The sequence below is a fragment of the Monashia sp. NPDC004114 genome, from assembly GCF_053603855.1.
In genome coordinates this window covers 319,988-343,814 of sequence record NZ_JBSGGK010000002.1, presented here as the reverse complement: position 1 = coordinate 343,814, position 23,827 = coordinate 319,988, and the positions used below count along the sequence as shown (strand labels likewise).

The 23,827-nt window shown below is 68.0% G+C and carries 21 protein-coding genes; 7 read left to right on the top strand and 14 right to left on the bottom strand.

Annotated elements, in window-relative coordinates:
• Positions 1–148 precede the first annotated feature (148 nt).
• Genes ACWEOW_RS04360 through ACWEOW_RS04335 form a run of 6 tightly spaced genes read right to left on the bottom strand, consistent with a single transcriptional unit; the run spans position 149 to position 6,472 of the window.
• Positions 149–1,048: a glycosyltransferase family 2 protein gene (locus ACWEOW_RS04360; protein ID WP_452267929.1), complete on the bottom strand. Its 900-nt coding sequence runs from the start codon at positions 1,046–1,048 to the stop codon at positions 149–151.
• A 19-nt stretch (positions 1,049–1,067) separates the two neighbouring features.
• A complete protein-coding gene (locus ACWEOW_RS04355) occupies positions 1,068–1,925 on the bottom strand; it encodes a glycosyltransferase family 2 protein (protein ID WP_452267928.1) in 858 nt (285 codons plus the stop codon).
• 29 nt (positions 1,926–1,954) lie between these two features.
• On the bottom strand, positions 1,955–3,442 hold the full coding sequence (locus tag ACWEOW_RS04350) for an MOP flippase family protein (protein WP_452267927.1): 1,488 nt from the start codon (positions 3,440–3,442) through the stop codon (positions 1,955–1,957).
• Between the two features lie 6 nt (positions 3,443–3,448).
• On the bottom strand, positions 3,449–4,489 hold the full coding sequence (locus ACWEOW_RS04345) for a hypothetical protein (protein ID WP_452267926.1): 1,041 nt from the start codon (positions 4,487–4,489) through the stop codon (positions 3,449–3,451).
• Positions 4,490–4,543: 54 nt separating this feature from the next.
• The gene (locus tag ACWEOW_RS04340) at positions 4,544–5,695 is read right to left on the bottom strand and encodes a methyltransferase C-terminal domain-containing protein (RefSeq protein WP_452267925.1); all 1,152 of its coding nucleotides are present in this window, start codon (positions 5,693–5,695) and stop codon (positions 4,544–4,546) included.
• A 57-nt stretch (positions 5,696–5,752) separates the two neighbouring features.
• Positions 5,753–6,472, bottom strand: coding sequence for an SDR family NAD(P)-dependent oxidoreductase (locus ACWEOW_RS04335; RefSeq protein WP_452267924.1), 720 nt, complete (start codon positions 6,470–6,472; stop codon positions 5,753–5,755).
• Positions 6,473–6,648: 176 nt separating this feature from the next.
• Between ACWEOW_RS04335 and ACWEOW_RS04330 the strand changes: the two genes are divergently transcribed.
• Positions 6,649–8,046 carry an apiosidase-like domain-containing protein gene (locus ACWEOW_RS04330; RefSeq protein WP_452267923.1) on the top strand — a complete coding sequence of 466 codons (1,398 nt, stop codon included), beginning with the start codon at positions 6,649–6,651 and terminating at the stop codon, positions 8,044–8,046.
• Here the strand turns inward: ACWEOW_RS04330 and ACWEOW_RS04325 are convergent.
• Genes ACWEOW_RS04325 through ACWEOW_RS04310 form a run of 4 tightly spaced genes read right to left on the bottom strand, consistent with a single transcriptional unit; the run spans position 7,995 to position 11,770 of the window.
• Positions 7,995–8,633, bottom strand: coding sequence for a PIG-L deacetylase family protein (locus ACWEOW_RS04325; RefSeq protein WP_452267922.1), 639 nt, complete (start codon positions 8,631–8,633; stop codon positions 7,995–7,997). The genes ACWEOW_RS04330 and ACWEOW_RS04325 overlap by 52 nt on opposite strands.
• Positions 8,633–9,481: a sugar phosphate nucleotidyltransferase gene (locus tag ACWEOW_RS04320; RefSeq protein ID WP_452267921.1), complete on the bottom strand. Its 849-nt coding sequence runs from the start codon at positions 9,479–9,481 to the stop codon at positions 8,633–8,635. Before ACWEOW_RS04320 ends, ACWEOW_RS04325 begins: the two co-directional genes overlap by 1 nt.
• A gap of 31 nt (positions 9,482–9,512) precedes the next feature.
• Positions 9,513–10,742, bottom strand: coding sequence for a class I SAM-dependent methyltransferase (locus ACWEOW_RS04315; protein WP_452267920.1), 1,230 nt, complete (start codon positions 10,740–10,742; stop codon positions 9,513–9,515).
• The gene (locus tag ACWEOW_RS04310; RefSeq protein ID WP_452267919.1) at positions 10,739–11,770 is read right to left on the bottom strand and encodes an NAD-dependent epimerase/dehydratase family protein; all 1,032 of its coding nucleotides are present in this window, start codon (positions 11,768–11,770) and stop codon (positions 10,739–10,741) included. The genes ACWEOW_RS04315 and ACWEOW_RS04310 overlap by 4 nt, the downstream gene beginning before the upstream one ends.
• Before the next feature lie 128 nt (positions 11,771–11,898).
• On the opposite strand from ACWEOW_RS04310, the gene ACWEOW_RS04305 reads away from it, so the two are divergent.
• From ACWEOW_RS04305 to ACWEOW_RS04290, 4 genes are read left to right on the top strand one after another with little or no spacing between them, the layout of a single operon-like run.
• Positions 11,899–12,465, top strand: a complete 567-nt coding sequence (locus ACWEOW_RS04305) for a dTDP-4-dehydrorhamnose 3,5-epimerase family protein (RefSeq protein ID WP_452267918.1) — start codon at positions 11,899–11,901, stop codon at positions 12,463–12,465.
• Complete coding sequence (locus tag ACWEOW_RS04300; protein WP_452267917.1) at positions 12,462–13,580, top strand: acyltransferase family protein; 1,119 nt, start codon at positions 12,462–12,464, stop codon at positions 13,578–13,580. Before ACWEOW_RS04305 ends, ACWEOW_RS04300 begins: the two co-directional genes overlap by 4 nt.
• 44 nt (positions 13,581–13,624) lie before the next feature.
• Positions 13,625–14,515, top strand: coding sequence for a glycosyltransferase (locus ACWEOW_RS04295; RefSeq protein WP_452267916.1), 891 nt, complete (start codon positions 13,625–13,627; stop codon positions 14,513–14,515).
• A gap of 47 nt (positions 14,516–14,562) precedes the next feature.
• The gene (locus ACWEOW_RS04290; protein ID WP_452267915.1) at positions 14,563–16,191 is read left to right on the top strand and encodes a GMC family oxidoreductase; all 1,629 of its coding nucleotides are present in this window, start codon (positions 14,563–14,565) and stop codon (positions 16,189–16,191) included.
• Positions 16,192–16,211: 20 nt separating this feature from the next.
• On the opposite strand, the gene ACWEOW_RS04285 is transcribed toward ACWEOW_RS04290, so the two are convergent.
• Positions 16,212–17,174: a glycosyltransferase gene (locus ACWEOW_RS04285; protein WP_452267914.1), complete on the bottom strand. Its 963-nt coding sequence runs from the start codon at positions 17,172–17,174 to the stop codon at positions 16,212–16,214.
• A gap of 185 nt (positions 17,175–17,359) precedes the next feature.
• Between ACWEOW_RS04285 and ACWEOW_RS04280 the strand changes: the two genes are divergently transcribed.
• Positions 17,360–18,514: an acyltransferase family protein gene (locus ACWEOW_RS04280; RefSeq protein WP_452267913.1), complete on the top strand. Its 1,155-nt coding sequence runs from the start codon at positions 17,360–17,362 to the stop codon at positions 18,512–18,514.
• A 21-nt stretch (positions 18,515–18,535) separates the two neighbouring features.
• Here the strand turns inward: ACWEOW_RS04280 and ACWEOW_RS04275 are convergent, their stop codons facing one another.
• Together ACWEOW_RS04275 and ACWEOW_RS04270 are read right to left on the bottom strand one after the other, a co-directional pair.
• Positions 18,536–19,441 (bottom strand): hypothetical protein, encoded by a 906-nt coding sequence (locus tag ACWEOW_RS04275; RefSeq protein ID WP_452267912.1) that lies wholly within the window; start codon positions 19,439–19,441, stop codon positions 18,536–18,538.
• Positions 19,442–19,722: 281 nt separating this feature from the next.
• Positions 19,723–20,532, bottom strand: a complete 810-nt coding sequence (locus ACWEOW_RS04270) for an LLM class flavin-dependent oxidoreductase (protein WP_452267911.1) — start codon at positions 20,530–20,532, stop codon at positions 19,723–19,725.
• A 212-nt stretch (positions 20,533–20,744) separates the two neighbouring features.
• Between ACWEOW_RS04270 and ACWEOW_RS04265 the strand changes: the two genes are divergently transcribed.
• Positions 20,745–22,193, top strand: coding sequence for a M1 family metallopeptidase (locus ACWEOW_RS04265; RefSeq protein WP_452267910.1), 1,449 nt, complete (start codon positions 20,745–20,747; stop codon positions 22,191–22,193).
• 19 nt (positions 22,194–22,212) lie between these two features.
• On the opposite strand, the gene ACWEOW_RS04260 is transcribed toward ACWEOW_RS04265, so the two are convergent.
• A complete protein-coding gene (locus tag ACWEOW_RS04260; protein WP_452267909.1) occupies positions 22,213–23,736 on the bottom strand; it encodes a YfbK domain-containing protein in 1,524 nt (507 codons plus the stop codon).
• Positions 23,737–23,827: the final 91 nt, after the last annotated feature.

Genomic DNA, 23,827 nt, shown 5'->3' with positions numbered 1-23,827 from the left:
GGTCAACTCCCTTCAGGCCCCCGGCTGTCGGTTGTTTGAAGGGTAACTGCGCGAACGTCGCCCAACAGTCAGTTCTGGGACATTTGCCGGACGGATTCTTTTGGGTCGCAATTCATGCACCAATGAGGCCGCATGCACCCTTTCTGTCTCAAGACGCAAATGCCTGTTTCATCCGAATTTTCCACTCTCCCAGAATGATTCGCCCCTGACTGTCCCTGCGGAGCCATTGCGCGACCACTCCGAGACAGCGGGCGCGGTCCTGCGCGGGAAGGGGGGTGGTCAGCACCGCGCGTGCATAACCTTGAGCGAGCCTTGTCTGTGGCATGGGAAATACTCCGCCCGCGCGCGGGTCGTAGTAAGCGGCGACCTGCTCCGGTGTGGTGCCGACCATCGACGAGGCCGCATGCCGCCGGTGGAGGAACAGCCGCTCGGGGACCTGCGCCCACGGTCCGCGAAGTGCGAGCTCGACGAGCAGGATCGTGTCGGCGCTCGGCGTCGCCGCGATCAGATGAGTGGATGCGAGCACGTCTCGCCGCATCAGGCCGTACATGGGATAGCACATGTGCAGCAGCGTCTCGCTCGTGCGCTGCCCCAGCAGGCTGCGCAGCCGGGTGGCCGGGGTCGCGTTGTCGAAGGGCAGGTCCGTGCGGTAGTCGCACCTCACCGCGCCCGTCTCGTCGATAACCGTGGTCTGTGGCCAGGCCAGGACGACGTCGGGTGACGTGTCGAGCTGCGCGGCGCACGCTTCGATGCATCGGGGCTCGAGCACGTCGTCATAGGCGAACCAGCGGAAGTACGGTGCGCTCGCTTGGTGGAAGACGAAGTTGTGGTTGAACGCTGCGCCGCGGTTCGCGTCGTGTCGGACGTACCGGACTCGGTCGTCCGCCGCGGCGAAGCGGCGGCAGATGGTGGGGGTCGCGTCGGTCGAGCCGTTGTCACTGACGATGATCTCGAGGTCCGCATGCGTCTGCGCCAGAAGGCTGTCGAGGGCCTGGGCCAGGTAGGCGGCCGCGTTGTAGACGGGCAGTCCTACAGATACACGAGTCATACGTGACCCCCTTGCCGAGTCATAGGTAGAGGACCCGATGACGGAGACTGCCCTGCGCCCGACCGACGATCGTGCCGGCGACGGCCCCCCAGAGCATTCGGCGCCGGAGTCCAAGGACGAGGTAAGGTCCGCGGCTGACGATCCACCAGTACTGGCCGAGCGCCTCGCCAGGGCCGGCCCGACGAGCCCCGGACGACCGGTAGCGAAGGTACAACCGGACCTCGGCTGCCTTGTACCGGCGCATCTGGGTGAACACGCCCCAGACGGACTTCCGGTATCGGTAGTGGACGACGGCCTCGTCCGCGAAGTGCAGGCGCGTCCCTCGGAGCTGGGCTCGCCAGCTGAAGTCGACGTCCTCGCAGTAGGCCAGGCCCTCGTCCCACCCGCCGAGCCTCTCGAACGTCTCTCGGCTGACGAAAAGGTTGCACGACGGGGCGAAGGGCAGGAACTCACAGGGTCCGTCGAGGAGCGTCGCACCGTACTCGGGGCCGCCCCGCGCCAGCTGCAGAGCGGGCTCGTTCAGGAGCGTGACATCACACGGACCGGTGACCAGCCCGCCGCCGTGACGAGCCTGCCACAGCTCGGCCAGCCAGTTCGGCGCCACGACGTCATCACTGTCGCAGAAGGCGATCCAGTCGCCACGTGCCTCGGCGGCCCCACGATTTCGGGCGTGCGCAGGCCCCCTACGTGCCGTGGCGTCGATGACTCTGAGGTCGAGCTCTGGCCGCTCGTGGTCCAGCGCCGACTGGAGTGATCCGTCCGTGCAGCCGTTGTCCGCCAGCACGACCTCCCAGGGCTCCTCAAAACCGCTCTGCCCGGCCAGCGCCTCGAGCTGGTCACCCAGGGCGCGGCCGGGGTTGAAGACAGGGATGACCACGCTGACAGCGCACGGGCGGTCGTCGGAGGTCATCGCTTGCGTGCCCTCAGGACAGCGAGCATGTCGTTCAGTGCGGGCGGTCGGACCATCACGAGCGCCACGATGTAGACGACCCCGCCAACTGCCACGCCGGTCGCCAGCTGCACCAACGGCGTTGCCCCCGCCTGGCTGGTGACGCGGCTGGCGAGAAGGACGCTGGCCACCATGACGGCGCTGATAGCCAGGTGCGGCAGCAGTGCACGGAAGTACGTTCGCAGCCGAAGCTGGACGGGTCGGAACGCGATGAGGAGGCTGAACGGCGTGAGCAGGAGGACGCCCCCGGCATACGCTGCTGTCACTCCCACCAGACCCCACCGGACGCCGTACAGCTCCAGCGCAGTGAGGACCACGCAGTAGACCACTCCCCAGCGGTAGGACCAGTCGCTACGGCCCTTGGCAAGGAGCAGCTGGCTCGAGCTGAGCGTCACCGACTGCACTGCGACCACGGGGGCCATGAACCACAGCACCGGCACGACGGCCTGCCAGCGTTCACCGAAGACGACATCGACCGCGGGTCCAGCGAGCGCACTCAGCCCGAACGCGAACGGAAACGTCACCACGGCCGTGGCGCACGAGGAACGGATGAATCCGCTTCGCAGGGCTGCGTGGTCGTCCTGGCGACGCGAGAACACGGGAAACACGACCTCGTTCACGACGGAGGCCACGGAGGCGACCGGCGCGGCCACGGTGCGCTGGGCCAGGGTGTAGGCACCCAGGGCGGCGGGGCCGAGGAAGCGGCTGACGATGACCTTGTCGACCTGGTTGAACACGACGAACAGGACGTTGGACAGGAACAGGTGGAAGCTGTAGCTCCAGATGGAGCGCAAGCTCGCCCAGCTGAAGCGCCAGGACGGACGCCACCGGTCGAAGACCCACACCATGGCTGTGCCCACCAGCGCCCCCGCGATGTTCCCCACGACGAGCGCCCAGTAGGTCATCCCGACCAGGGCCCCTGCTATGGAGACACCCGCGGTCACGACCGCAGTGACGCTGGTGGCCAGGGCGATCTCGAAGAACCTCAGGTCGCGGCGGAGCAGCGAGTGGTGGATCTGGCCGAGTGCGGTGATCAGCGTGACGAGCGAGAACGCCTGGAGCACAGGCGTCGCCGCAACACTGGACATGGCCGCAGCCACCGGACCGGCGAGCAGGAACATGGCCCCTGCCAGGACGATCCCCAGTGCGAGGTTGAGGTAGAAGACACTGTTGACCAGGACGTCGTCCACGGTCTGGCGCTGGATGATCGCCGATCCCGTTCCGAGATCCTTGAGCTGGTCGAGCAGCATCGTCACCACGAGCGCGATGGCCACGACCCCGAAGTCCTCCGGGGTGAGAAGGCGGGCCAGGACGACGTTCGTCGCGAGACGCACGACCTGGGTGATCACCTGGGCGACGGCCGTATGCCGCGTCCCCCGCGCGATCGTGGTCGTGTCGACGGCGATGCCGTCCGTCGGCGCCGTGCCTCGTGGTCGACCGGCCATGTCGCGTCAGTCGATCTTGCGCAGCCAGGCCTCACGCCACATGGCGATGACCGACCGGGGACACAGGCTGTGGTACAGGCCCGCACAACCGGACATGCCCTCTATGACGACGAGGTCACGCGTGATCCGAAGCATGCGGCCCGTCTTCTCGTCGATGAGCCGCTCGACGCGGTGCCGGACCCTTCCCTGGTGGCCGCAGTAGGCGAGCATCTCCTCGTCGAACCACAGACCCCTGTTCTTCTGGTTGCTGTCGAGCGTTGCCTCGATCTCTTCCCGGCCGCGCACCTCGACGAGGTCCCCCGGTTGAAGGTTCAAGGGCTCGGTCTGTGGCCACTGGCGGTCGACGACACCGCCGCGAACTCGCGGCAGCCGGTGGCCGTCGAAGAGCCGCAAGGCCGCCGGGAGCTTCATCGAGGCGCGCTGATAGCGGTTGACCACGGCATACGGAATGGCTCTGAGCATCGTCGAGATCGGCACGTTCCGGGTCTTCACGTCGCGCAGGTAGTGCGAGCGCCCGGTCAGCGGGCTCGAGGCCCTGATGAGCTCGGTCGCCTGGCAGCGGTAGGTGTTCGGGCCCGTCACCGCGAACTCGTCCACGCCCTCCATCGGGAGGGTGTCGAACTGGACCACGGACGGAGCCGAGACCGGTTGGTCGGAAAGACCCGCGTCGGGACCGCCGGGCTCGGGACGGCCGGCGTCCTCGGCCGGTGGCGCCGGCTCGAGCCAGGCCTCCTTGAAGAAGAGGTTGCAGTAGGCCTGACACCCGCCGTGGGCCGACCCGTCGCAGCGGGCGCCGACGATGTGGACCGTCCCCGTCATCCTGCGGTTCGGGCCGGTCATGTCAATGGTGTCGCACGTCTTGTCAGCCCGCGCCGCGACCGTGAGCTCGCGCCCAGCGAACTGGAGCATCTCCCTCATGAAAGGAAGGCGGTCCAGCGTCCCGTCGGCGTCAAGCGTGCTGACGATCTCGTCGACACTCTTGAGCCGCACACGGTCCCCCCGATGGAACTCGCTTCGTACGCGAGCCTGCACATCAGCGGCGGTCATGCGGACACGATAGGTGACGGTGGATGTGCCGTCAGGAAAATGCCGAACGCGCCCTCAAATGAGCTGGAATTCGCGCGGGCGTGGCAATGGGACGTAAAGCCTCGGATGCCAGTTTCCTTCACTGGCAAGCCTTTTGAGGTAACTTGTCACTTCGTGCGCAATGTCCCAAGTGAGAATGACGACGAATTCGGCGCGTTTCTCCAGAAGTGTGTCGACCGGGTAGATCGGTACCCGTGCGCCCGGAATCCGACGCCCGGCCTTTGCCGGTGAGAGATCGACGGTGAACGGCAGGAGACGCTCGTCGACGCCGGCGAGAGAGAGCAGGACCGTAGCCTTCGACGGGGCCCCATAGCCGGCAACGCTCAGCCCGGTGCTCGCCGCGACCTCGAGCCGCCGACGGAAGTCGTCCGCCACGGTCCGCGCCTCGGCCGCGAAGGCCTCCGTCGCGTGGCAACCCGCCAACCCCGCCCTGTGCTCCGCATCGAGGACCGCGGCCACCGACCCATCGACCGGGGGATGATCCCGGCTGGCGCGCGCAGTGACGCGCAGGCTGCCCCCATAGACGTCGACCTCCACCGCGCGGGTCGCCGTCAGGCCGTGTCGCTCGAGGGCGGGTAGCAGCGCGGTCAGGCTCAGGTAGAGGAAGTGTCCGTGTCGGATGGTGTCGACCAGACGGTCCTCGACAAGGCGGCGCGCGTAGAAGAACTCCAGCACCAGGGCTCCGCCAGGTGCCAGACGTTCCCGGTGTGCCTCGAGCACGGGGTCAAGGACCGGTTCATGCATGAGGTGGTGGAGGTCCACGACGAGGTCAGCCCGTTCCTCGGCGCGGCGCTCGACCAGCCCCGCGCGCGTGAGTTCTGCGAGCCACGAGTTCCCGTGGCCGGAGTCGAGCTCGATCACGGATCGCCCTGCCTGCAGGCCTTCGTCGCGCAGGATCTGTGCGACCGAGCGCTCTGCGTGGGCCACTGCGGTCGCCGACTCCACCGCGGTCGGCGCCTCGGGCTGGAGCGTTGCGGCAGGGCCCAGCTGCAGCAGTGTGCACCGGTCGCATCGCACGAGCTCCAGGGGAAAGCGACGGTCGGGCTCCGGGTCCTCGATGAGCGGGAAGACGTCTGAGGCCGGCACCGGACCGAGGTTCAGCACGAGGCTGACGTGTTCGGAGCCGCATGACCGACAGCGGAACGGCGCACCGGCCTGGGTCTGCACAGGGAGATCTTGCCCGATGGAGGGGCCGTGCCGAGGGGGATCGACGGACAACCCCAGTCAGTAGGACTTGATGTCGCTCCGGACGCTGATGTCGGTGACCTCCGCCCCGGGTGGCAGTGCGACCACGGTGTGCACCAGGTGGGCGACGACCTCTGGCTGAAGCAGCACTTCGGGGCGGTATGTCTCGTTGCGCTCCGCGTAGAGCTGTGCCTGCATCGGGGTGGCCGTGCGGCCGGGATAGATCGTGGTGACCCGAATTCCGCTCCCGGTCAGATCGGCTCGCATCGCGTCCGCCATCGCCTTGAGCGCATGCTTGCTGGCAGCGTAGGCGCCCGTCCCCCCGGAGGCCGCCAGCCCCTGGGTGGAGTTGACGAACACGACGGTGCTGCCCGCATGGAGTCGTCCGCGCAGCTGCGCGGTGAGTCTCAGCGGCGAGAAGGCGTTCAGGTCCATGAGCCGCTGAAGGTCGCTGGAGCCGTCGACGAGGAGCGACCCCGTGACGATGACCCCGGCGCAGTGAACGAGCGCGCCGAGCCGGTGTCCTGCCTCGGCGAGCGCCCGCTCCAGAGCGCCGAGCTCAGACGTCGCCAGATCCATGGGAAACGGGCGAATCAGTTGTGGCGGACCGGCCTCGCGGATGCGCTCCAGCTGTTCAGAGCTGCGGGCCACCGCCCACACGAGGTAGCCCTGCCGTGCGAGTCGAAGGCTCACCGCAGCGCCGATGCCCTGAGATGCACCGGTGACGACAGCGACGGCATACGGGTGGGCCCCCCCCACGATGCCAGCCTAAGGAAGATCGCGTCCGCTCACGGCGAATTCCCAGGAGTGGCGCAGGTTTCGGCCGTCTTGCGCAAACGCCTCCGGGCCGCGTCCGCGGCTTCTACCCTGACGGGGGTCCATGGATGCCTCTTCGAGCCGGAGGTCTGACCCATATGTCAGCTGGAAGATCTCTGGTGGCAGCCGCGCTCGCCATCGGCCTCCTGGTCGCCGGATGTTCCGTGCCGATGGCGGCGACCAGCGCCGTCGACTGCTCCGTGCGGAGCCCCTCCGAAACGACGGGCGCCAGCACCGCCTTTCCCTTGACGGTCGAGAGCCGGCACCTCGTAGACCGCAGCGGGAGGCCGTTCCTCATGGTGGGCGATGCGGCGTGGTCGGTGATCGCCCAGCTCGACGAGCAGACCTTTGGCACGTACCTGTGCCTTCGGCGGGAGGCCGGTTTCAACACGATCATGATCAACCTCATCGAGCACAAGTTCGCCTCGAACGCGCCGGCCAACGCCCAGCGCCAGGCGCCGTTCCAGGCTCCCGGTGACTTCTCCCGTCCGAACGCCGCATACTTCGACAGCGCAGCGAGGATGGTGTCGCTGGCGAGGTCGTGGGGCTTCCTCGTGCTCATGACCCCGGCGTATGCCGGCTACGACGGCGGCAGCGAGGGCTGGTACCAGGAGATGGCGAGGTCAGGCGCGGAGACGCTCCGCGCGTACGGACGCTTTGTCGGACAGCGGTTCCGGGCCTTCGACAACATCATCTGGGTCGAAGGGGGTGACTACGACGTCCCCGACCCGGGGCTGGTCGACGCGCTCGCCGAGGGAGTTGCCGAGACCGACCCCCACGCGCTCCAGACGTACAACGGCAAGGTCGACTCACGGGTGACGCCCGCGTGGGGTGACCGACCGTGGTTCTCCATCGACAACATCTACACGTACAAACGCCCCATGGATGCCGCGAGCGCGGCATACCGCGACGGGACGAAGCCGTTCTTCCTGCTCGAGAGCCTGTACGAGAACGAGCACGACACCACCCCCGTAGACCTGAGGCGGCAGAGCTACCAGACCGTCCTGTGCGGTGGCATCGGCCACGTGTTCGGCAACAACCCGATGTGGCACTTCGACGGTCCGGGGCTGTTCCCCGCACCGAGTGGGTGGACCGAGCAGTTCGACTCTCCTGGGACCAAAGGCATGACGCAGTTCGCGCACATTCTCGGCAGTGTCGACTGGTGGACGCTGCGCCCTGACTCCGGCTCTCTCCTCGTCGGCAGCGGTTCGGCCGCGGACCCGACGGTGTCGTCGGTTGCGACCGACCGGTCTCTGGCCGTGGCCTACGACCCGGACGGCGCGGGGCTCCTCCTCGACCTGTCGGCACTCGCCGGGCCCCTCACCCGCGCCGTGTGGCGTGACCCGGTCAGTGGGGCCAGCGCTCCCGTCGACCTGCCCCGTGGCGCAGCCGGGACGGTGACCGTGAACACGCCCGGAGCCAACTCCGGGGGTGACCCGGACTGGGTGCTCGTCCTCGAGGCCTCCTACGGCCCGACGTCCACGACGGCCTTGGACACGACGAAGCCCTCGGCGTAGCGAGCGCGACATTCCACGCCTCGAATCCGCATGAGGGACAGGAACGTCTCCGCGTCCCACCAGTCGCGGCCACGCTGGGAGGGGTATGCGCGGTCGAGCAGCTCGGCCTTGCGATGGGCGAGCTCGGGCGCGACCTGCACGTAATGGCTGACCGGGCGAAGGTCCCCATCCCATTTCGGGATCTCGTAGTGCATCACCAGGCTGTCTCGCCATGCCGTGCTGACGAGCCTTCCGAGAAGCCGATGGTCCTGATGTGCGTCGTCGACCCGCGGACAGAGGACGACGTCCGGCCTGAGGACACTTGCCTGGTCCTCCAGGGCTTCCTTCACCGCCCCCCACACGGACGGCAGCCGGCCGTCCGGAAGACCGAGAACGGTTGTGCGGCTGCCGGGCGCGAACAGCTCACCGGCAGCCCGCGCCTCGTCCTCTCGCCCTCCCGACCCGGTGAGGACCAGGTTGACGACCGATACGTCCGGCCTCTGGGCCAGCGTCAGCAGCGTTCCGCCGCAGCCGATCTCGATGTCGTCGGGATGCGCGCCCAGACACAGGACACTCAAGGGCGAGCTGAGCCGAAAGGGCAGCACCATCAGCTCACGTCGGGCAGCGGCTCATGCAGCACCGGCACGACAAGATCCCCGGGTGTCGGGTGCGACGGTGGGGAGCTGCGCCAGATCGCCCATGGCGCGTGACCTTCCCGGAGCAGGTCCTCGAGGTACGCGCGCTCCTTGAGGGTGTCCATCGGCGCCCAGAACCCGTCATAGCGAACAGCCCTGAACCGCCCGGCCTCGGCAGCCCGCGCGCAGGCGTTGGCCACGAGGTCCTCTCCCTCGTTGAGGAAGTCGAAGATCTCCTGACGCAGCACGAAGAAGCCTCCGTTGATGCGCAGGTCCATCTCGCCGACCGGAACGAATCCCGTCAGCCTCGACTCCTCGCCCACCGTGACGACGTGGAAGGACTGAGGAGGTGGAACCGCGAGCAGGGTCCCCACGGCATCCGAGGCGAGGAAGTCGTCGATGATCGAGTCCATCGGTGCGTCGGTCAGGACGTCGCCGTAGTTGGCCAGGAACACCTCGTCATCCTCGAGGTAGGGTCGCACCCTGCGCAGGCGCTCACCGATCTCGGTGTCGAACCCGGTGTCCACGAAGGTGATCCGCCAGTCGCTGATGTCGCTGCCGAGGAGCTCGACGCTCGCACCGCCCTTGGAGAGGACGAAGTCGTTCGACTCGGTCTCGCGGTAGTCCAGGAAGTAGTCCTTGACGGCTTTGGCCCCGTAGCCCAAGCAGAGGATGAACTCCGTGTGCCCGAAATGGGCGTAGTAGCGCATCACGTGCCACAGCACCGGCCGACTCCCGATCGGCATCATCGGCTTGGGTAGGGACTCCGGGCCCGAGCGCATCCGCATCCCGAGCCCGCCGCAGAAGAGCACCACCTTCATGAATCTCAACTCCTACCTTCAAACCCCGAGATCAGATGACTTCGAGACGGGGCAGCGGCACCACGAGCTTTCCGCCCCACTCGCGCACATAGGTCAGCTGCGCGCTGATCTCGTCGCGCAGGTTCCACGGGAGGATGAGCACATAGTCGGGGCGCGCCTCCCGAAGCGTCTCGACCGGCTGGACCGGAATATGCGTGCCGGGCAGGAACTTTCCGTGCTTGACCGGGTTGCGGTCGACCGCGAACTTCAGCAGGTCCGGCCTCACGCCGCAGTGGTTGAGCAGCGTGTTGCCCTTGCCAGGCGCTCCGTACGCGACGACCGTGGCGCCGGAGCGCTGCGCCCCGACGAGGAACTCGATGAGGTCGTTGCGCACCTGCGCTACCGCACTGGCAAAGCCGAAATGACCCTCGAGGCTGTGCAGGCCGTGCGTTGCCTCGAGCGCCAGGACACGCCCGACCTCGGCGGACGGCGCTGGCGCGTTCTCGGTCGGCGCGGACCAGGTGCGAAGGCTGCCGCCGTGCGTGCCGAGCTCCTCGACGTCGACGACGGTGAGACCGGCGGCAGCGAGGACGCGCGCCGTCGTCAGCAACGTGAGGTACGAGTAGTGCTCGTGGTAGATCGTGTCGTACTCGTTGCCCTCGATGAGCCTCAGCAGATGGGGGATCTCGATGCTGACCCGGCCGTCGTCGGCGACGAGGGCGCGCAGCCCTTCGGCGAAGTCGACGATGTCGGGCACATGTGCGAAGACGTTGTTGGCCACAACGAGGTCGGCGGGTCCGTGCGTGTCGGCCACCTTCTCACCCGTCTCCCGGCCGAGGAAGAGCACCTCGGTCGGCACGCCTCTGGCGATCGCGGCCTCGGCGACGTTCGCGGCCGGCTCGACACCGAGGCATCGGATGCCGCGGCGCACGACGTGCTGAAGCAGGTAGCCGTCGTTGCTCGCGACCTCGATGACGAACGAGTCCGGCCCCAGGCCGAGGCGGTCGACAGCGCCCTCGACGAACCGCTCGGCGTGCGCGACCCACGAGTCCGAGTAGCTGGAGAAGTATGCGTAGTCGCTGAAGATGTCCTCCGCGGCGATGTACGCAGGCAGCTGGACGAGCAGGCAGGCCTGGCAGATCCGCACGTGCAGGGGGTAGAAGGTCTCGGCCTGGTCGGCGAGCTCGGCGGTCAGGTAGCTCTCGCACGGCGGCGACATGCCGAGGTCCACGAAAGTGTGGCGAAGCTCGCTGCCACAGAGGCGGCAGCGTCGCTCGCTCACCGAGCCGCCTCTGCGAGACGCAGGTCGTCGATGAGACGACCCTCGGCGACGAGCTGCCGCACCCGTGCCAGGCGCACGAAGCGAGCGCCCTCGAACTGCTCTGCGGTCAGGCCGAAGTCGTCCATGTCCTGGGTGAGCTCGGCGATGCCGTCCGACACGGTCCACTCAGGGTGGAAGGAGGGCAGGATGGCCCGGACCTTGCTGAAGTCCACGCGGTAGTTCCTGACGTCGGGGCCGGCGCCGGGTGCGAAGGTCACCGGCGCGCCGAGGTGTCGTGACACCGCGTTGGCGATCTCACGGATCTGCATGACGTCCTCGTCGCGACCGATGTTGAAGGCCTCGTCGTGAACCACGTCCCGCGGGGCCGCGAGAGTCGCGACGAATGCAGCGCAGATGTCCCGCACGTGGACGAGAGGTCGCCATGGTGATCCATCGGAGGCGAGGAGGACCTCCCCGCGGGTGTATGCCGTTCCGGTCAGGTTGTTGACCACGATGTCGGCCCGCAGGCGAGGGGAGGACCCGTATGCCGTCGCGTTGCGCAGGTACGTCGGGCTGAACGAGTCGTCGGCCAAGCGGCTGATCCCGCGCTCGGCGATGACCTTGCTGTCCCCGTACGGAGTCACGGGGTTGAAGGCCGCGGTCTCGGTCACCGGCGTGTCGCCCGCCGCGCCGTAGAGAGAGCACGAGGAGGAGAACAGGAACCGCGAGACGCCGGCAGCCTTGGCCACCCGCGCGACGTGCACCGCCCCGCGGCCGTTGATCGAGTATGTCGCCGCGGGGTCCAGATGCCCGATCGGGTCGTTCGAGATCGCCGCGAGGTGCACCACGGCCTCGACGCCTGCAAGGTCCTCGGGCGCCAGGTCGCGGATGTCGCCGATCCGTTGCTCGTATCCGTCGGGCACGTCTCCGAAGTCGCACCCCGCGTACCAGTCCGCATCGAAGCCGATGACCTCGTGGCCCGCGGTTTGGAGCGCCGGGACCATCACGGCACCGATGTAACCCCGGTCGCCGGTAACCATCACTCTCATGCGTCACCCTTTCGACAGTGCGCTCATCGTGACATCTCTCGTCTTTCCTCACTTGTGATTTCGCGGGAAATTGGCTCGCCCCACAGGACTTGGCCATACGCTCACGGCATTCGATGTGAGGAGCAAGCATGGACGTTGCTCACGGAACCATCGCAGGGATCCTGCTTTTTACGCCCAAACCACACCTAGATGCTCGCGGATCGTTCACGAGGGTCTTCGACGTCGACGCGGCGGGGGCCGCGGGCCTTGACCCGCAAGGGTTTCGGCAGGACAGCGTGTCCCGCTCGCGTGCGGGTGTCGTGCGCGGGCTCCACCTCCGTGGGGGACAGGGCGAGGCGAAGCTGGTCCGGTGCTCATTTGGCGCGGTTTTTGACGTTGCGGTGGATCTGCGCCCGGAATCGCCCACCTACGGCCAATGTGAGACCTTTAGCCTGGATGGCGACAGCCAGATGTCGATCTATATCCCGGCCGGATGTGCCCACGCTTTTCAAGCACTTTCGGATCCTTCGGACATTACATACCGCATTGACCGTGACCACGATCCCGCGGATGACATGACCATTTCGGTGCACGACCCGCAGCTCGCCATCGACTGGCCGCTACCGATCACCCTGCAGTCCGAGCGCGATGCCGCCGCGCCGACACTGGCCGAGCTCGGCATCGAGCTCCCGCGCGTCAGATGGTCCGAGACGTGAGCGCTCCGTCTCTGGCGGACCGGCTTGATCTGCGGGCCAACAGCCTCAACGCGATCAGGCTCTTCTTGGCGACGCTCGTCATCGTGTCCCACACCTTCCCGATCAGCGGCCATGGGCCCGACCCGCAGTGGGGTGGCATCGGTCTCGGCACGCTGGCGGTCGGCGGCTTCTTCGCGATCAGTGGCTACCTCATCACGGCCTCCCGGCTCAAGACCGGGCTCGCCGGCTACGCATGGAGGCGCTTCCTCAGGATCTTCCCCGGCTTCTGGGTGTGCCTGCTGTTCACCGCCTTCGTCGCCGCGCGGGTCGGTGGCTGGGCGCGGAGCGGCTGGACCGCCTCCAACGCGCTCGACTACGTCCTCACGTATGCCGACACCTCGAGTCCGACAGAGCTGGACCCGGCCACACTCGCCGGTGCGCCATACGCGGCGTGGAACGGCTCTCTCTGGACCCTGCGCTATGAGCTCATGTGCTACGTCCTGGTCGGACTGGTGCTCTGCCTGGCGATCCTGTGGCGACGCTGGATCGTCGCTGCAGCCTTCGTCCTGGCCACTGCCGCATCGGCCTACTTCCATGTTGTCGGCCCCCACTTCGGGATCCCGTTCGAAGTGACCCTGTTGGTGCCGTACTTCCTCGCCGGGGTCCTGCTGCTCCGGTTCGCCGACCGGGTGCCCCTGGGGGCAGCCGGCGCCGTGGCATCCGTCGCGGTGCTGGTGGCGGCCGGAGTCCTCGGCCAGGGCGAGGTCCTGTTCCCGTTGCCGCTCGCCTACCTGCTGCTGTGGGTCGGCGCGACCGCGCCACGCGGCATACAGAAGATCGGCTCACGGAACGACGTGTCCTACGGGATGTACCTCTACGCGTTCCCGGTCCAACAGCTTCTCGTCGTGGCTGGCCTCGCCCGCCTGTCCCCGGGCCTGTTCGCGTCAGCGAGCATCCTGTGTACGGTCCCTCTCGCCGTTGCCAGCTGGTTTGCAGTCGAGCGCCCGGCGATGCGCGCGAAACACGTGCCAGCACAGTGGCTTCGGCGGGCGAGCGCACGTCAGGAAATCGGAGCGAAGGCAAAGCGTCAGCCCGTCGGTGAGGACCGAAGCGGCCCGGCTCGGCGATCCGCGTGAGCCGGGCGTCGATCTCTGTTGCCACGCCCGACGACGGGGCCGTGGTGACGAGAACCTCGGACTTCCGGGCGGCCGCGCCGCAGGTGCTGCCCGCGGCCGCCCGGGGTGCCGTCATCATCCCTGCGCACAATGAGTCTGCCGTGATCGGCAGGACCCTGAGGTCACTCGCCCCCCTGGTCGCCGTGGACGGGTTCGAGATCGTCGTCGCCTGCAACGGCTGCACCGACGACACCGCCGAGATCGCGCGGCGGTTCGCCGGCGTCGTCGTGGCCGAGACAGAACAGGCATCCAAGATCGCCGGACTCAACCTGGGCGACGAGGCCGCGGCCGCCTGGCCTCGCCTCTATCTGGACGCCGACATCGAGGTCGCGCCAAGCACCGTGCTCGCGGTCTTCGAGGCCCTGGCCGAGCCGGGAGTCCTTGCCGCGAGGCCCTACTACGTCTACGACACGATCGGCGCGACAGCGCCCGTGCGTGCCTACTACCGTGCACGCAGCCGAGTGCCCGCGCCACCGTCTCGGCTGTGGGGGGCCGGAGGTTACGCGACGAGTCGAGAGGGGCATCAGCGCCTCGGCCGCTTCCCGCCGGTGACCGCGGACGACTCGTGGTTCGACAGTCGCTTCGCCGAGGCAGAGAAGCGCGTCGTCGCCACCGCGCCCATGCGAGTACGGACGCCCCGTGACCTGACGGGTCTGCTCGCGGTGCTCACACGACAGCGGCGCGGATACATCGAGCTCGGCATCTCCTCGCACGCGCGCTCACGGGGTCGCGGGCTCCTCACGGCCGTGCGGACACCGCGGGATGCCATCGACGTGGCGTGGTACCTGGTTCTCACGGTCGTGTCGCGCCGCCGCGCTGAGAGGATTCTGCGCAGAAGCGAGCGCGCCTGGGAACGGGACGCATCCAGCCGGCCGACGAAGGTCGCTGCGCCATGACCGTTCTGGCGCGCGGGAGAGCGCCGGCGGGGTCGTATGACAGCTGCGTGATCGGCGCAGGTCCCGTTGGTCTGGCCTTCGCGCTCGAGGCCGCCGAAGCGGGCAGTCGGGTCCTGCTCGTGGACGCGGGCGACCTGCGCTCGGCGAGGCGCAACGTCGAGCCCAGTCCGCGACAACGCACCGAGATCGCCGATCCGGCACGTCACGCACCGCTCGAGCTCACGACCCGACAGGGCATCGGCGGCACGTCGTGGCTCTGGGGCGGCCGCTGCGTCGCGTTCGAGCCGATCGACTTCGAGGAGCGGGACTATGTTCCCGACAGCGTGTGGCCCATCCGCATCGACGACGTCTGCCCCTGGTACTGGCCGGCTGCCCGCCACCTGGACTGCGGTGGCGCCGTGTTCGAGTCGGAGCAGGCCGACTGGGACGGCCTGGCGGACTTCCGGATGTCGAATCTCGAGCGCTGGGCCCGGCAGCCCAGACTTGGTCCGCGGCTGGGCAAGCGCGTCGTCGACCACGCGCGGGTCGATGTCCTGCTGAGCAGCCGCCTCGAGGACATCGAGTTCGCCGACGACGGCTCGGTCGCGAATGTCGTCGTCGAGCGGGAGGGCGCGAAGCTCCGGCTCCGGGCTGCGGCATACGTGCTCGCAATGGGTGGCCTCGAGACGACACGCTTCCTGCTGGAACTGCAGCGCCGCGTCCCGAAACTGTGCGGGGGCGCAGGCGGACCCCTCGGCCGCTACTACATGGGTCATGCGACGGGAAGCATCGCCGAGATCATCCTCGACGACCCGGCGCGCGCCGTCGATCTCGACTTCTCCCGTGACCGCTTCGACTCCTACATCCGGCGGCGCTTCACGCTCACCGAGGAAGCCCAGCGACGTCACCGTGTCCTCAACACGGCCTTCTACCTCGACAACCCGCCGTTCTACGAGTACGAGCACCGCAACCCGACACTCTCGGCGGTGTTCCTCGGCATCGCCTTTCCGCCGATCGGTCGTCGCGTCCTCGCGGAGGGAATCCGACTGCGCCACGTCGGTCCTCGCCCGTATGCCGTCCGAGAGCACATCGTGAACATCCTCCGCAGACCGTTCCGCGCGCTCGCGGATGTGCTCGACATCATCTATCGGCGATACGGCTCGTCGGTGCGCAAGCCGGGCTTCATCCTCCTCAACGAAGGCGGCCGGTACGCACTTCACTACCACGCGGAGCAGCTGCCGAGTCCGGACAGTCGACTGATGATCCGCACGGACGACGATGGTGCGGCCGTGCTGGAGGTCGACTATCGATACCTCGAGGACGACATCGACTCACTGCTGCGCTGTCATGAGCTCCTCGACACCGAGCTGCGCAAGGCCGGGATCGGTCGGATCGAGTACCTCGCGCGTGACGCCGCCGAGCTCCGTGCTCTCGCATGGGCGCAGTCGACCGACGGATTCCACAGCATCGGCACCACTCGCATGAGCGACGATCCGTCGAAAGGCGTCGTGGACCGGGACTGCCGCGTTCATGGCGTCGACAACCTCTACATCGCTTCGAGCAGTGTGTTCCCGACGTCGGCAGAGGCGAACCCGACGTTCTTCGCGGCGGTGCTCGCGGTGCGGCTGGCACACCACTTCGCAGCACGGTCCGGCTCCTCACCGGCCGTCCCGGAGAAGACGAACGCCGACGCGTAAGGGACCGTGCAGGGTGGCGATCACTCGTGTTCTTTGTGGCGGCGACCAGGCAGCCGGGCGGCCCGGACCTTGAGGGCGTCGATGCCGTCCGGACCGAGCACGGTGACCGCCGCGCGCTTGGCCGCCGCGCGACTGGTCTCCCGTGCGGCACGGAGCGGACCCGACAGGACACGATCGCGGGCCAGACGCAGTGCGCTGGGCTCGGGGAAGTCGTCGAGAAGCGAGCCGAACTGCGATCGGTACCTGGTCGGCGACACCATGCGTCCCCGCACCCGGTTGCTCACGTTCGCCCCGTGCACCACCTGGAGCCAACCGGGTCGACCGCGCAGTGACACCACCCGCATGGTCTCGCCAAGCCGGTTGTGAGCGCGCAGCCAGCACGTGGCGGGTTTGTCCCCGGCAAAGTCCCATGGTTCCGCGACGGAGCAGAACGCGTTGTCCCGGTCGACGCGGTGGTACACCCGACCGTCCTGCGCGATGAGGCCGTCTGCCAGGTAGATCGCCGTGCGGACGCCAGGAGCCGCGGCGGCCTGCACCCGCGCGAGGAAGTCGCTTGCGACAGCGTCGTCGTTGTCGAGATTGCTCGTGACCAACATGTCGCCGAGGTCTACGGCCGCAGCGCGGATGTCGGCCATCCGGTCCTCGTAGGACACCGTCGCGCGCAGGATCGGCATGAAGTCGCCTTGGTTCGTGCGTTCGATCCAGTCCATGAGCCACGCTGGGCTCGCGGGGTCGAAGTAGATGATCCACGCGGCGTCCGCGCCGGCCTGGGCCCGCATGGACGGCAGGCAGTAGCGCTCGAAGAGCTCGACACGGGAGCGCAGCCAACCCTCCTTCTCTCGCAGGAGGCTTTCGTAGCCCGCTGAGGGAAGGTTGAACCGCGTCAGCACGACATGGTTCAGCTTCATCGGACCTGTGCCGCTCGCGGCGGGCTCAGTCCCACCGTCGGGGCCGTCGTGCGGCCGCATGTAGGCGCGAGCCACAGCGCGTCTCCGTTCCGTCCCGTGCGACGGGGAATCGCGTCCAAGTTACACGATCCGTATCGGATCTGAGCGCCTCGAGCATCTGGTGGGTCCCCGGCCCGGGTGAGCGCGGCGATGGACGCCGGCGGGTGCGGGTTTCGACCGTTCGGGCGACGGATCGGGGCGGGTCGGGCACACTCGGCGGCATGACAGGCGCCCGAGGGCGGGCGGGGCGCGTTGCGGCCCTCGACGGGATCCGCGGCACGGCGATCGCGCTCGTGCTGTTCGCGCACGTGGTCGGCGCGACAGGTGCGGGGCTCGTCGGTGTACTGATCTTCTTCGTGCTGTCGGGCTACCTGATCACGTCCGTGCTCGTCGGAGACGCCTCCGCGAATGGCCGAGTCGACCTGCGCCGCTTCTACGTGAGGCGGTTCCTGCGGCTCGTGCCTGCACTGGCTCTGCTGCTGGTGCTGGTGTTCGTCATGTCGTTCGTGCCGGGCAGCGGCGTCACCACGGGGAACGCGGCCACCGGGGCCTGGCAGGGCCTTCTGTACGTCACGGACGTCACCGCCGGGCTCGGGTATGACTACGCGCCACAGCTCGAGCACCTCTGGTCGCTTGCGGTCGAGGAGCAGTTTTATCTCGTCTGGCCGGTCCTGGCGGTGCTGCTCCTGCGCCGCGCAGCGGGGAGCCGGCTGCGTCCGATGCTCTGGCTCATCGCGGCTGCGGTGGTGCTGCGCATGGCCACAGTCGCTGCGGGAATGTCCCTCGGGTGGTTCTTCTACACCCTGCCGACGGTCTGGGTGGAGTGCCTCTTGACCGGCGCGCTGCTCGCGATCGTCGATTCATCCGCGCGGCAGCGTGACTGGGCGCCACGTTCGCCGGCCCTCGTGACCGGGCTCGCGGTCGTGGTGATCGCGGGACTGTCGCTGAACCCAGGGACGTACCAGTCGCCGCTGACCTACCTGGTGGGGATTCCGGTTCTGACACTGGCGGCGGCCTGGGTGGTCTGGTGGGCTTCCCGGCCGGTCCCGTCACGGCTGCGGACGGCCCTGGAGTGGTCGCCGCTGCGGTGGTTGGGTGACCGGAGCTATGCCCTGTACCTGTTCAACTCGGCGTGCATCCTCGTCGTGACCTCGTACGTGGGACGGACGGTGTGGGGACGGTCGCTTGGCGCGGCCATCGCCATCGTGCTGGCGATCGTGTCCCGCCCGCTCGTGGAACTGCCTGCGCTGCGGCTCAAGGACCGCCTTGGTGACGCTGTCGGCCGAGGGGAACGATCCACCCGACGTGGTCCGACAGCGGCTCAGGGCGTCGGCCCGCGTCCGCCCCTCGCGTCACCGGCCCCCGGCGAGAGCTGACCCCGACCAGGTGCTCCCGAGTCAGCGTCCGAGCTCGCCTCTTCGCGCCTTACCTTCACGTCGCGTCTCTGCTATCCAGAATGCCATGAACAAGATGATCTCGAACCATTCCAGAATGAGTATTGTGTGTTCAGGCCACAGCTTCGCGGAAACGAGCCACACGATGACCGCGCCACCCGTCATCAGAATCAGAATAGTGCGGTAGAACAACGTGAACTGAGGCGTCGTGCTCGTCGGCTCGAGGGTGAGCTGCTTTTCCGGCTCCCACGCTGCTTTGGGCCCAGAGGTGGGCCAGCGCAGCGAGTCAGGCAGCCGCGACTGGTTGGACTCGTCCCCGGAGATGGCGTGCGTCCACACGGCAACGGCCAAGGAGGCAATGAGAAGGAATGCCGCGTAGTCATGGAGCCGCAACCCTGACCACACGTTCGAGTTGAAGGTGAAGTGATCAGCGGGGTGACCCGTAAACACGGCCACTCCGGCCCCGATCACGAAGAGGACCAGCACCGTCACCGCCGCGACGACGAATGCCTTGCTCCCGCCTCCGGTGTCGGTCAGCTTCTTACGGCTCGCAATCTTGGTCTCGAGGACCGCGAGCGCCACCAACAGCAGCACCACAGCGGCATACGTCACCATGAGGTACTTCTTGATCTCGTCGGCGGAGATAGAGTCTGGCAGTGGGCTCTCCGGCGGTGTCAGGCTCTTCTCCAAAGTGGTCGGAAGCAGGGCCACAAAGAGAGCGTAGAAGCCGGCGCCGTTCAAGGCGAAGTCCTCGAGAGGAGTCGATCCTCGGTACGCGACCAGACATGCCGCAACCGCGAACAACACGCCCACGAAGACGTCGCGAACCGGACCTCCGTAATAGTCACTGATCGATCCGGGCAAATGGCCGGTCCACACCGCGGTCCCGACGGTGACGGCAAGCAGCATCCCCGCTAGAGCGACCATAAGCCAACGAAGCGTCTCGTACGTCAACCAGTAGGTCTCGGCCCTCGACTCGACGTGCGGTCCATGATCGGTCGCCAATGGGGGGCTAACGTCCACCCCCCCTTCAGACTTGCCATTTGTGCTCATGTGATCATGCTCCCACCGTGCAGTGTGGGCGCCGCGACAATCGGCCAGATGTGCGTTTGTCGAGCACAACCAGGGATCCGGGCCTCAACACATCGCCACATGGTCGATTGTCGAGGCCCCTTGTCGCGCTGCTCGCCTTACTGGCCGGCCAGCTCGGCCACCACCGGGGCCAACCCGTCGGCGAAGTCGGAGCCGATGACGAAGTAGGAGTACCCGATCTCCTCGCGCCGCCGCTGGATCTCCTCGATGGCCGCGGCTGGGTCCTCGGGAAGCACGGCCAGCGAGTCCGCCTCGCGCAACGCGGCCGGATCGGTGTCGCGCGGGGATGCCATGAACGGCGCGACACCGTCGCCGACGACTGGGACATGGAGCGCGAGCTCGATGTCCCGCACGGCGCGGAAGTCGCGTGCCAGCCCGGCGATGTCCGCACGGGTGTCGGTCGGAAACATCGCGAAGGTGACGGTGTCGGCGACCTCGACGGCAAGCGCTTGTGCCTTCGGACCCCGCACGGCCATGACGACCGGCGTACGAACATCTGGCCCGTCCAGGTCACGCAGCCTGGCCACGGTCTCACGCACCTGGGCGAGTCGCTCGCTGGGTGGCACGACTGGAATCTCGAGCCGGGCGAGCTCGTCCTCGATCCCCGGCCGCCCCGTACCGATGCCCATCTCGAAGCGACCCTCGGTAAGCACCGACAGCGTGTGCGCCTCCCACGCGGTGCTCCAGGCCGGGCGCAGCGGGGAGGCGTACACCCAGGTGCCGACGCGAAGGTCTGCCTGTGCCGCGGCAAGAGCGAGCGTCGGGGCGGGCGCCGGCTGCCATTGCGGCACGTCGGGCATCAGCAGCGTCGAGTAGCCGCTGTCGGCGATACGGCGCACCTGGTCCCGCCACGTCGGCAGGTCACTCATCACCGGAGCAACGACTCCGAACCGAAACGGTCTGGTCATTTCTGCACTCCTTTCACCGAGGCGCGACACCCGCTTCTTCGGCGCAGCAGGCTCCGACGTTACGGCCTCTTCACTCACACAACGAGCTGGGTGACCCCGTTGCGACAGACGCGGCCGAACGATGTGTAGGTGCTGCAGGGGTCAGCCGTGCTCGCCACCCTTGCCCGAGTCGCGGGCCAGGGCTAGCGTCGGACTACCGGGAGGGAGCCGCCATGGGGAGAGGCAGCAGGGCCGCCACCGTCGCCGCGCTGGCGCTGGCAGCGAGTGCCGGTTCCGCGATGGCCGCCGGCACGGTCGGCTCGCCCGGCGCCGGGGACCCTTTCTTCCCCCTCGCCGGCAACGGTGGAATCGACGTCACGAACTACAGTCTCGACCTGGCGTATGACCCGCAGAGCCGCCTGCTGTCGGGCACGGCGACGCTCTCGATCCGTGCGACTCAGAGCCTCAGCCGGTTCGACCTGGACCTGCGCGGTTTCGCGCTGGGCGCCATCACCGTCAACGGCGCCGTGGCGTCGGTCGCGCGAGATGGTCAGGAGCTCGAGATCACCCCGTCTCATGCGCTGCGCAGCGGCGACGTCTTCACCGTCGTCGTGCCGTATGCCGGTCAGCCCGAGACGGTCACCGACCCGGACGGCTCGAGCGAGGGCTGGGTCTACACCGCCGACGGCGCCGCAGTCGTCGGTGAGCCGCAGGGCTCCCCGGCCTGGTACCCCGCCAACGACACCCCTCGGGACAAGGCCACGTTCACGATCCGTATGACGGTGCCCTCCGGGATCACGGCAGTGGGCAACGGCTCGCTGCAGAGCCGGACAAGCGCGAACGGGCTGGCCACCTTCACCTGGCGCGAGAGCTACCCGATGGCGCCCTACCTGGCGACGATCACTCTCGGCCGGTTCGACGTCACCACCGGCACGACGCCCAGCGGCATACCGACGTACGTCGCCGTGGACCCCCGCCAGGCGAGCTCGGCGTCCGCGGTCCTGGCCAAGCTTCCCGCTATGGTGTCGTTCCTGGAGAACCTCTACGGTCCGTACCCCTTCGAGACCGTCGGTGCGATCGTCGACGACGCTCCCCAGCTCGGCTACTCGCTCGAGACGCAGACCAAGCCGGTGTTCGACGACGCACCGGACGAGGTCACCTTGCTGCACGAGCTCTCGCACATGTGGTTCGGCGATGCGGTCACATTGGGCTCGTGGCCGGACATCTGGCTGCACGAGGGTTTCGCCACGTGGTCGGAGTGGATCTGGACCGAGAGTCAGGGTGGCAAGTCGGCGGCTCAGCGCTTCAAGCAGCTTGCCAACACGCCTGCACAGCAGACCGCGTTCTGGAACCCGCCACCGGCTGACCCCGGAGACGCTCAGCACCTCTTCGACGGCACGATCTACGAGCGAGGTGCGATGACGCTGGAAGCGTTGCGCGAACGGATCGGCGATGCACGGTTCACGACCCTGCTGCGCACCTGGTACGCCGAGCACCGCTACGGCACCGTGACGACCGCGGAGTTCATCGCTCTCGCCGAGCGCGTGAGCGGACTGGACCTGCGTCGGTTCTTCGATGTGTGGCTCTACCAGCCGGGCAAGCCCCAGGGTCTGCCGGACGGCCAGGCCCTGGCCGCCGGCACCGTGTCGGACACCCCGGCGCGCACCGGGCCTTCGCACTGACGATGTGGCCGGCCGCGGCTCAGCGGGTGATGCGGTCGACCAGACGGACCAGCTCGGCCACATCACGATCACCGTCGAGCGAAGCGGTCAGAGCGGCGGCCTGCTCCCTCAGGTCGTCGGGTCCGGTCCACGCCGACCAGGGACCGCCCGTGAGGCGGTCGGCGAGCATGGCGACGACCAGGTCCTGACGCAGGCGCGGCGCGGCTTGCTCGACGGTCGGGGCGCACTCGATGTCCCGAAGCTGCCGGGTGCGCTCGACCGGTTCGCCGCTGCTGTCGAGGTAGCGGACCGTGGCCCTCACGAACGACAGGTCGCGAGCCCCCTCGCGCAGCTCGACGTCGTAGAGCGCGGTCGTGGAGTGGCCGGCGAAGACTTCGCCACCGTCGACCGCGTCGTTGCGGAAGTCCTGGTCCGCGACGTCACGGTTCTCGTAGCCAAGCAGCCGATAACCCGACACCTGGCTCGGGTCGAACTCGACCTGTGCCTTGGCGTCGCGAGCAGCCACCACGAGGGACCCGGTGAGCCCGGTTGCGAACACTCGCTCGGCCTCGGCGGCCGTGTCGATGTAGACATGCCAGCCGTCGCCCCGGTCTGCGAGCTGCTCGAGGAGCTGGTCGTTGTAGGTCTCGATGCCGACGCCGACCGAGATCAGGTTCGTCCCTGCACGCGCTTGGGCGCTGATCCGCTCGAGGATCCCGTCGGGGCTGGTATCGCCGACGTTCGCGACGCCGTCGCTGACCAGCACGACGCGCGACATCCGCCCTTCGGTGTGCATGGATCGGGCCAGGTTGTAGCCGAGTGTCAGGCCGGCCTCGGCGTTGGTGGACTCCTGCGGGTGCAGCGAGTCGATGGCCCTGTCGATCGCGAGGCGGTCCGAGGCCATGGTGGGCTCGAGCGCCACCTCAGCCTCGGTCGAGTAGCACACCATGGCCACGCGGTCCGTCGGTCGCAGCGACGAGGCCAGGGTCCGCAGGGCGACCTTCGTCGTGTCCATCTTGCCCGCCTCGTCCATCGACCCCGAACAGTCCACGACCAGGACGAGGTCTGCGTCGGAGCGCGACTCGTTGTCGGCGTCCGCGCTCCGGATGCCGACCCGGACCAGGCGGTGACCGGCGCTGAACGGCAACACGGCCGCGTCGATGCTCACGTCGAGTCCCTCGGGTGGCGCCTCGTAGCCCTGCTCGAAGTAGTTGACGAACTCCTCGGTGCGGACCTCGCTCGGAGTTATCGCGCTGCCATGGTTCACCGCGTCGCGGAACCGGGTGTAGGACCCGGTGTCGATGTCGAGCGCAAACGTCGAGAGCGCGTCGCGACCCGGGTCGGTCATGGTGGCCTCGCGCGTCGCGGGCACGACTGGGGCGATGTGGCGCTGGTCGGAGCCCGGCCCGACCGACCCGACCGACCCGACCGACGCGACGGACCCGACCGACCCGCTGCCGCTTCCGTCGCTTGCCCCACCACCCCCACATGCGGCCACGGCCAGGGCGGTCACCACTGCGATGGCGGCGTGCGGAACCGGCTTACGGTGCTTCGGTGCTCCCATGGCGATGCCCCTTGCCTCGTCCCCTGATGTCTGTTGAGACCGACCGTAGGAGTGGATCGTTGCGCCAGACCGCGGGAGTTATCGGGACGTG

Coding starts and splice junctions, on each gene's coding strand:
- ACWEOW_RS04275 (WP_452267912.1), bottom strand. CDS start 19,441: ATGCTGCTTGCCGTCACCGTCGGGACCGCGGTGTGGACCGGCCATTTG.
- ACWEOW_RS04260 (WP_452267909.1), bottom strand. CDS start 23,736: ATGGGAGCACCGAAGCACCGTAAGCCGGTTCCGCACGCCGCCATCGCA.
- ACWEOW_RS04305 (WP_452267918.1), top strand. CDS start 11,899: ATGGACGTTGCTCACGGAACCATCGCAGGGATCCTGCTTTTTACGCCC.
- ACWEOW_RS04325 (WP_452267922.1), bottom strand. CDS start 8,633: ATGGTGCTGCCCTTTCGGCTCAGCTCGCCCTTGAGTGTCCTGTGTCTG.
- ACWEOW_RS04360 (WP_452267929.1), bottom strand. CDS start 1,048: ATGACTCGTGTATCTGTAGGACTGCCCGTCTACAACGCGGCCGCCTAC.
- ACWEOW_RS04265 (WP_452267910.1), top strand. CDS start 20,745: ATGGGGAGAGGCAGCAGGGCCGCCACCGTCGCCGCGCTGGCGCTGGCA.
- ACWEOW_RS04320 (WP_452267921.1), bottom strand. CDS start 9,481: ATGAAGGTGGTGCTCTTCTGCGGCGGGCTCGGGATGCGGATGCGCTCG.
- ACWEOW_RS04345 (WP_452267926.1), bottom strand. CDS start 4,489: ATGACCGCCGCTGATGTGCAGGCTCGCGTACGAAGCGAGTTCCATCGG.
- ACWEOW_RS04350 (WP_452267927.1), bottom strand. CDS start 3,442: ATGGCCGGTCGACCACGAGGCACGGCGCCGACGGACGGCATCGCCGTC.
- ACWEOW_RS04270 (WP_452267911.1), bottom strand. CDS start 20,532: ATGACCAGACCGTTTCGGTTCGGAGTCGTTGCTCCGGTGATGAGTGAC.
- ACWEOW_RS04280 (WP_452267913.1), top strand. CDS start 17,360: ATGACAGGCGCCCGAGGGCGGGCGGGGCGCGTTGCGGCCCTCGACGGG.
- ACWEOW_RS04310 (WP_452267919.1), bottom strand. CDS start 11,770: ATGAGAGTGATGGTTACCGGCGACCGGGGTTACATCGGTGCCGTGATG.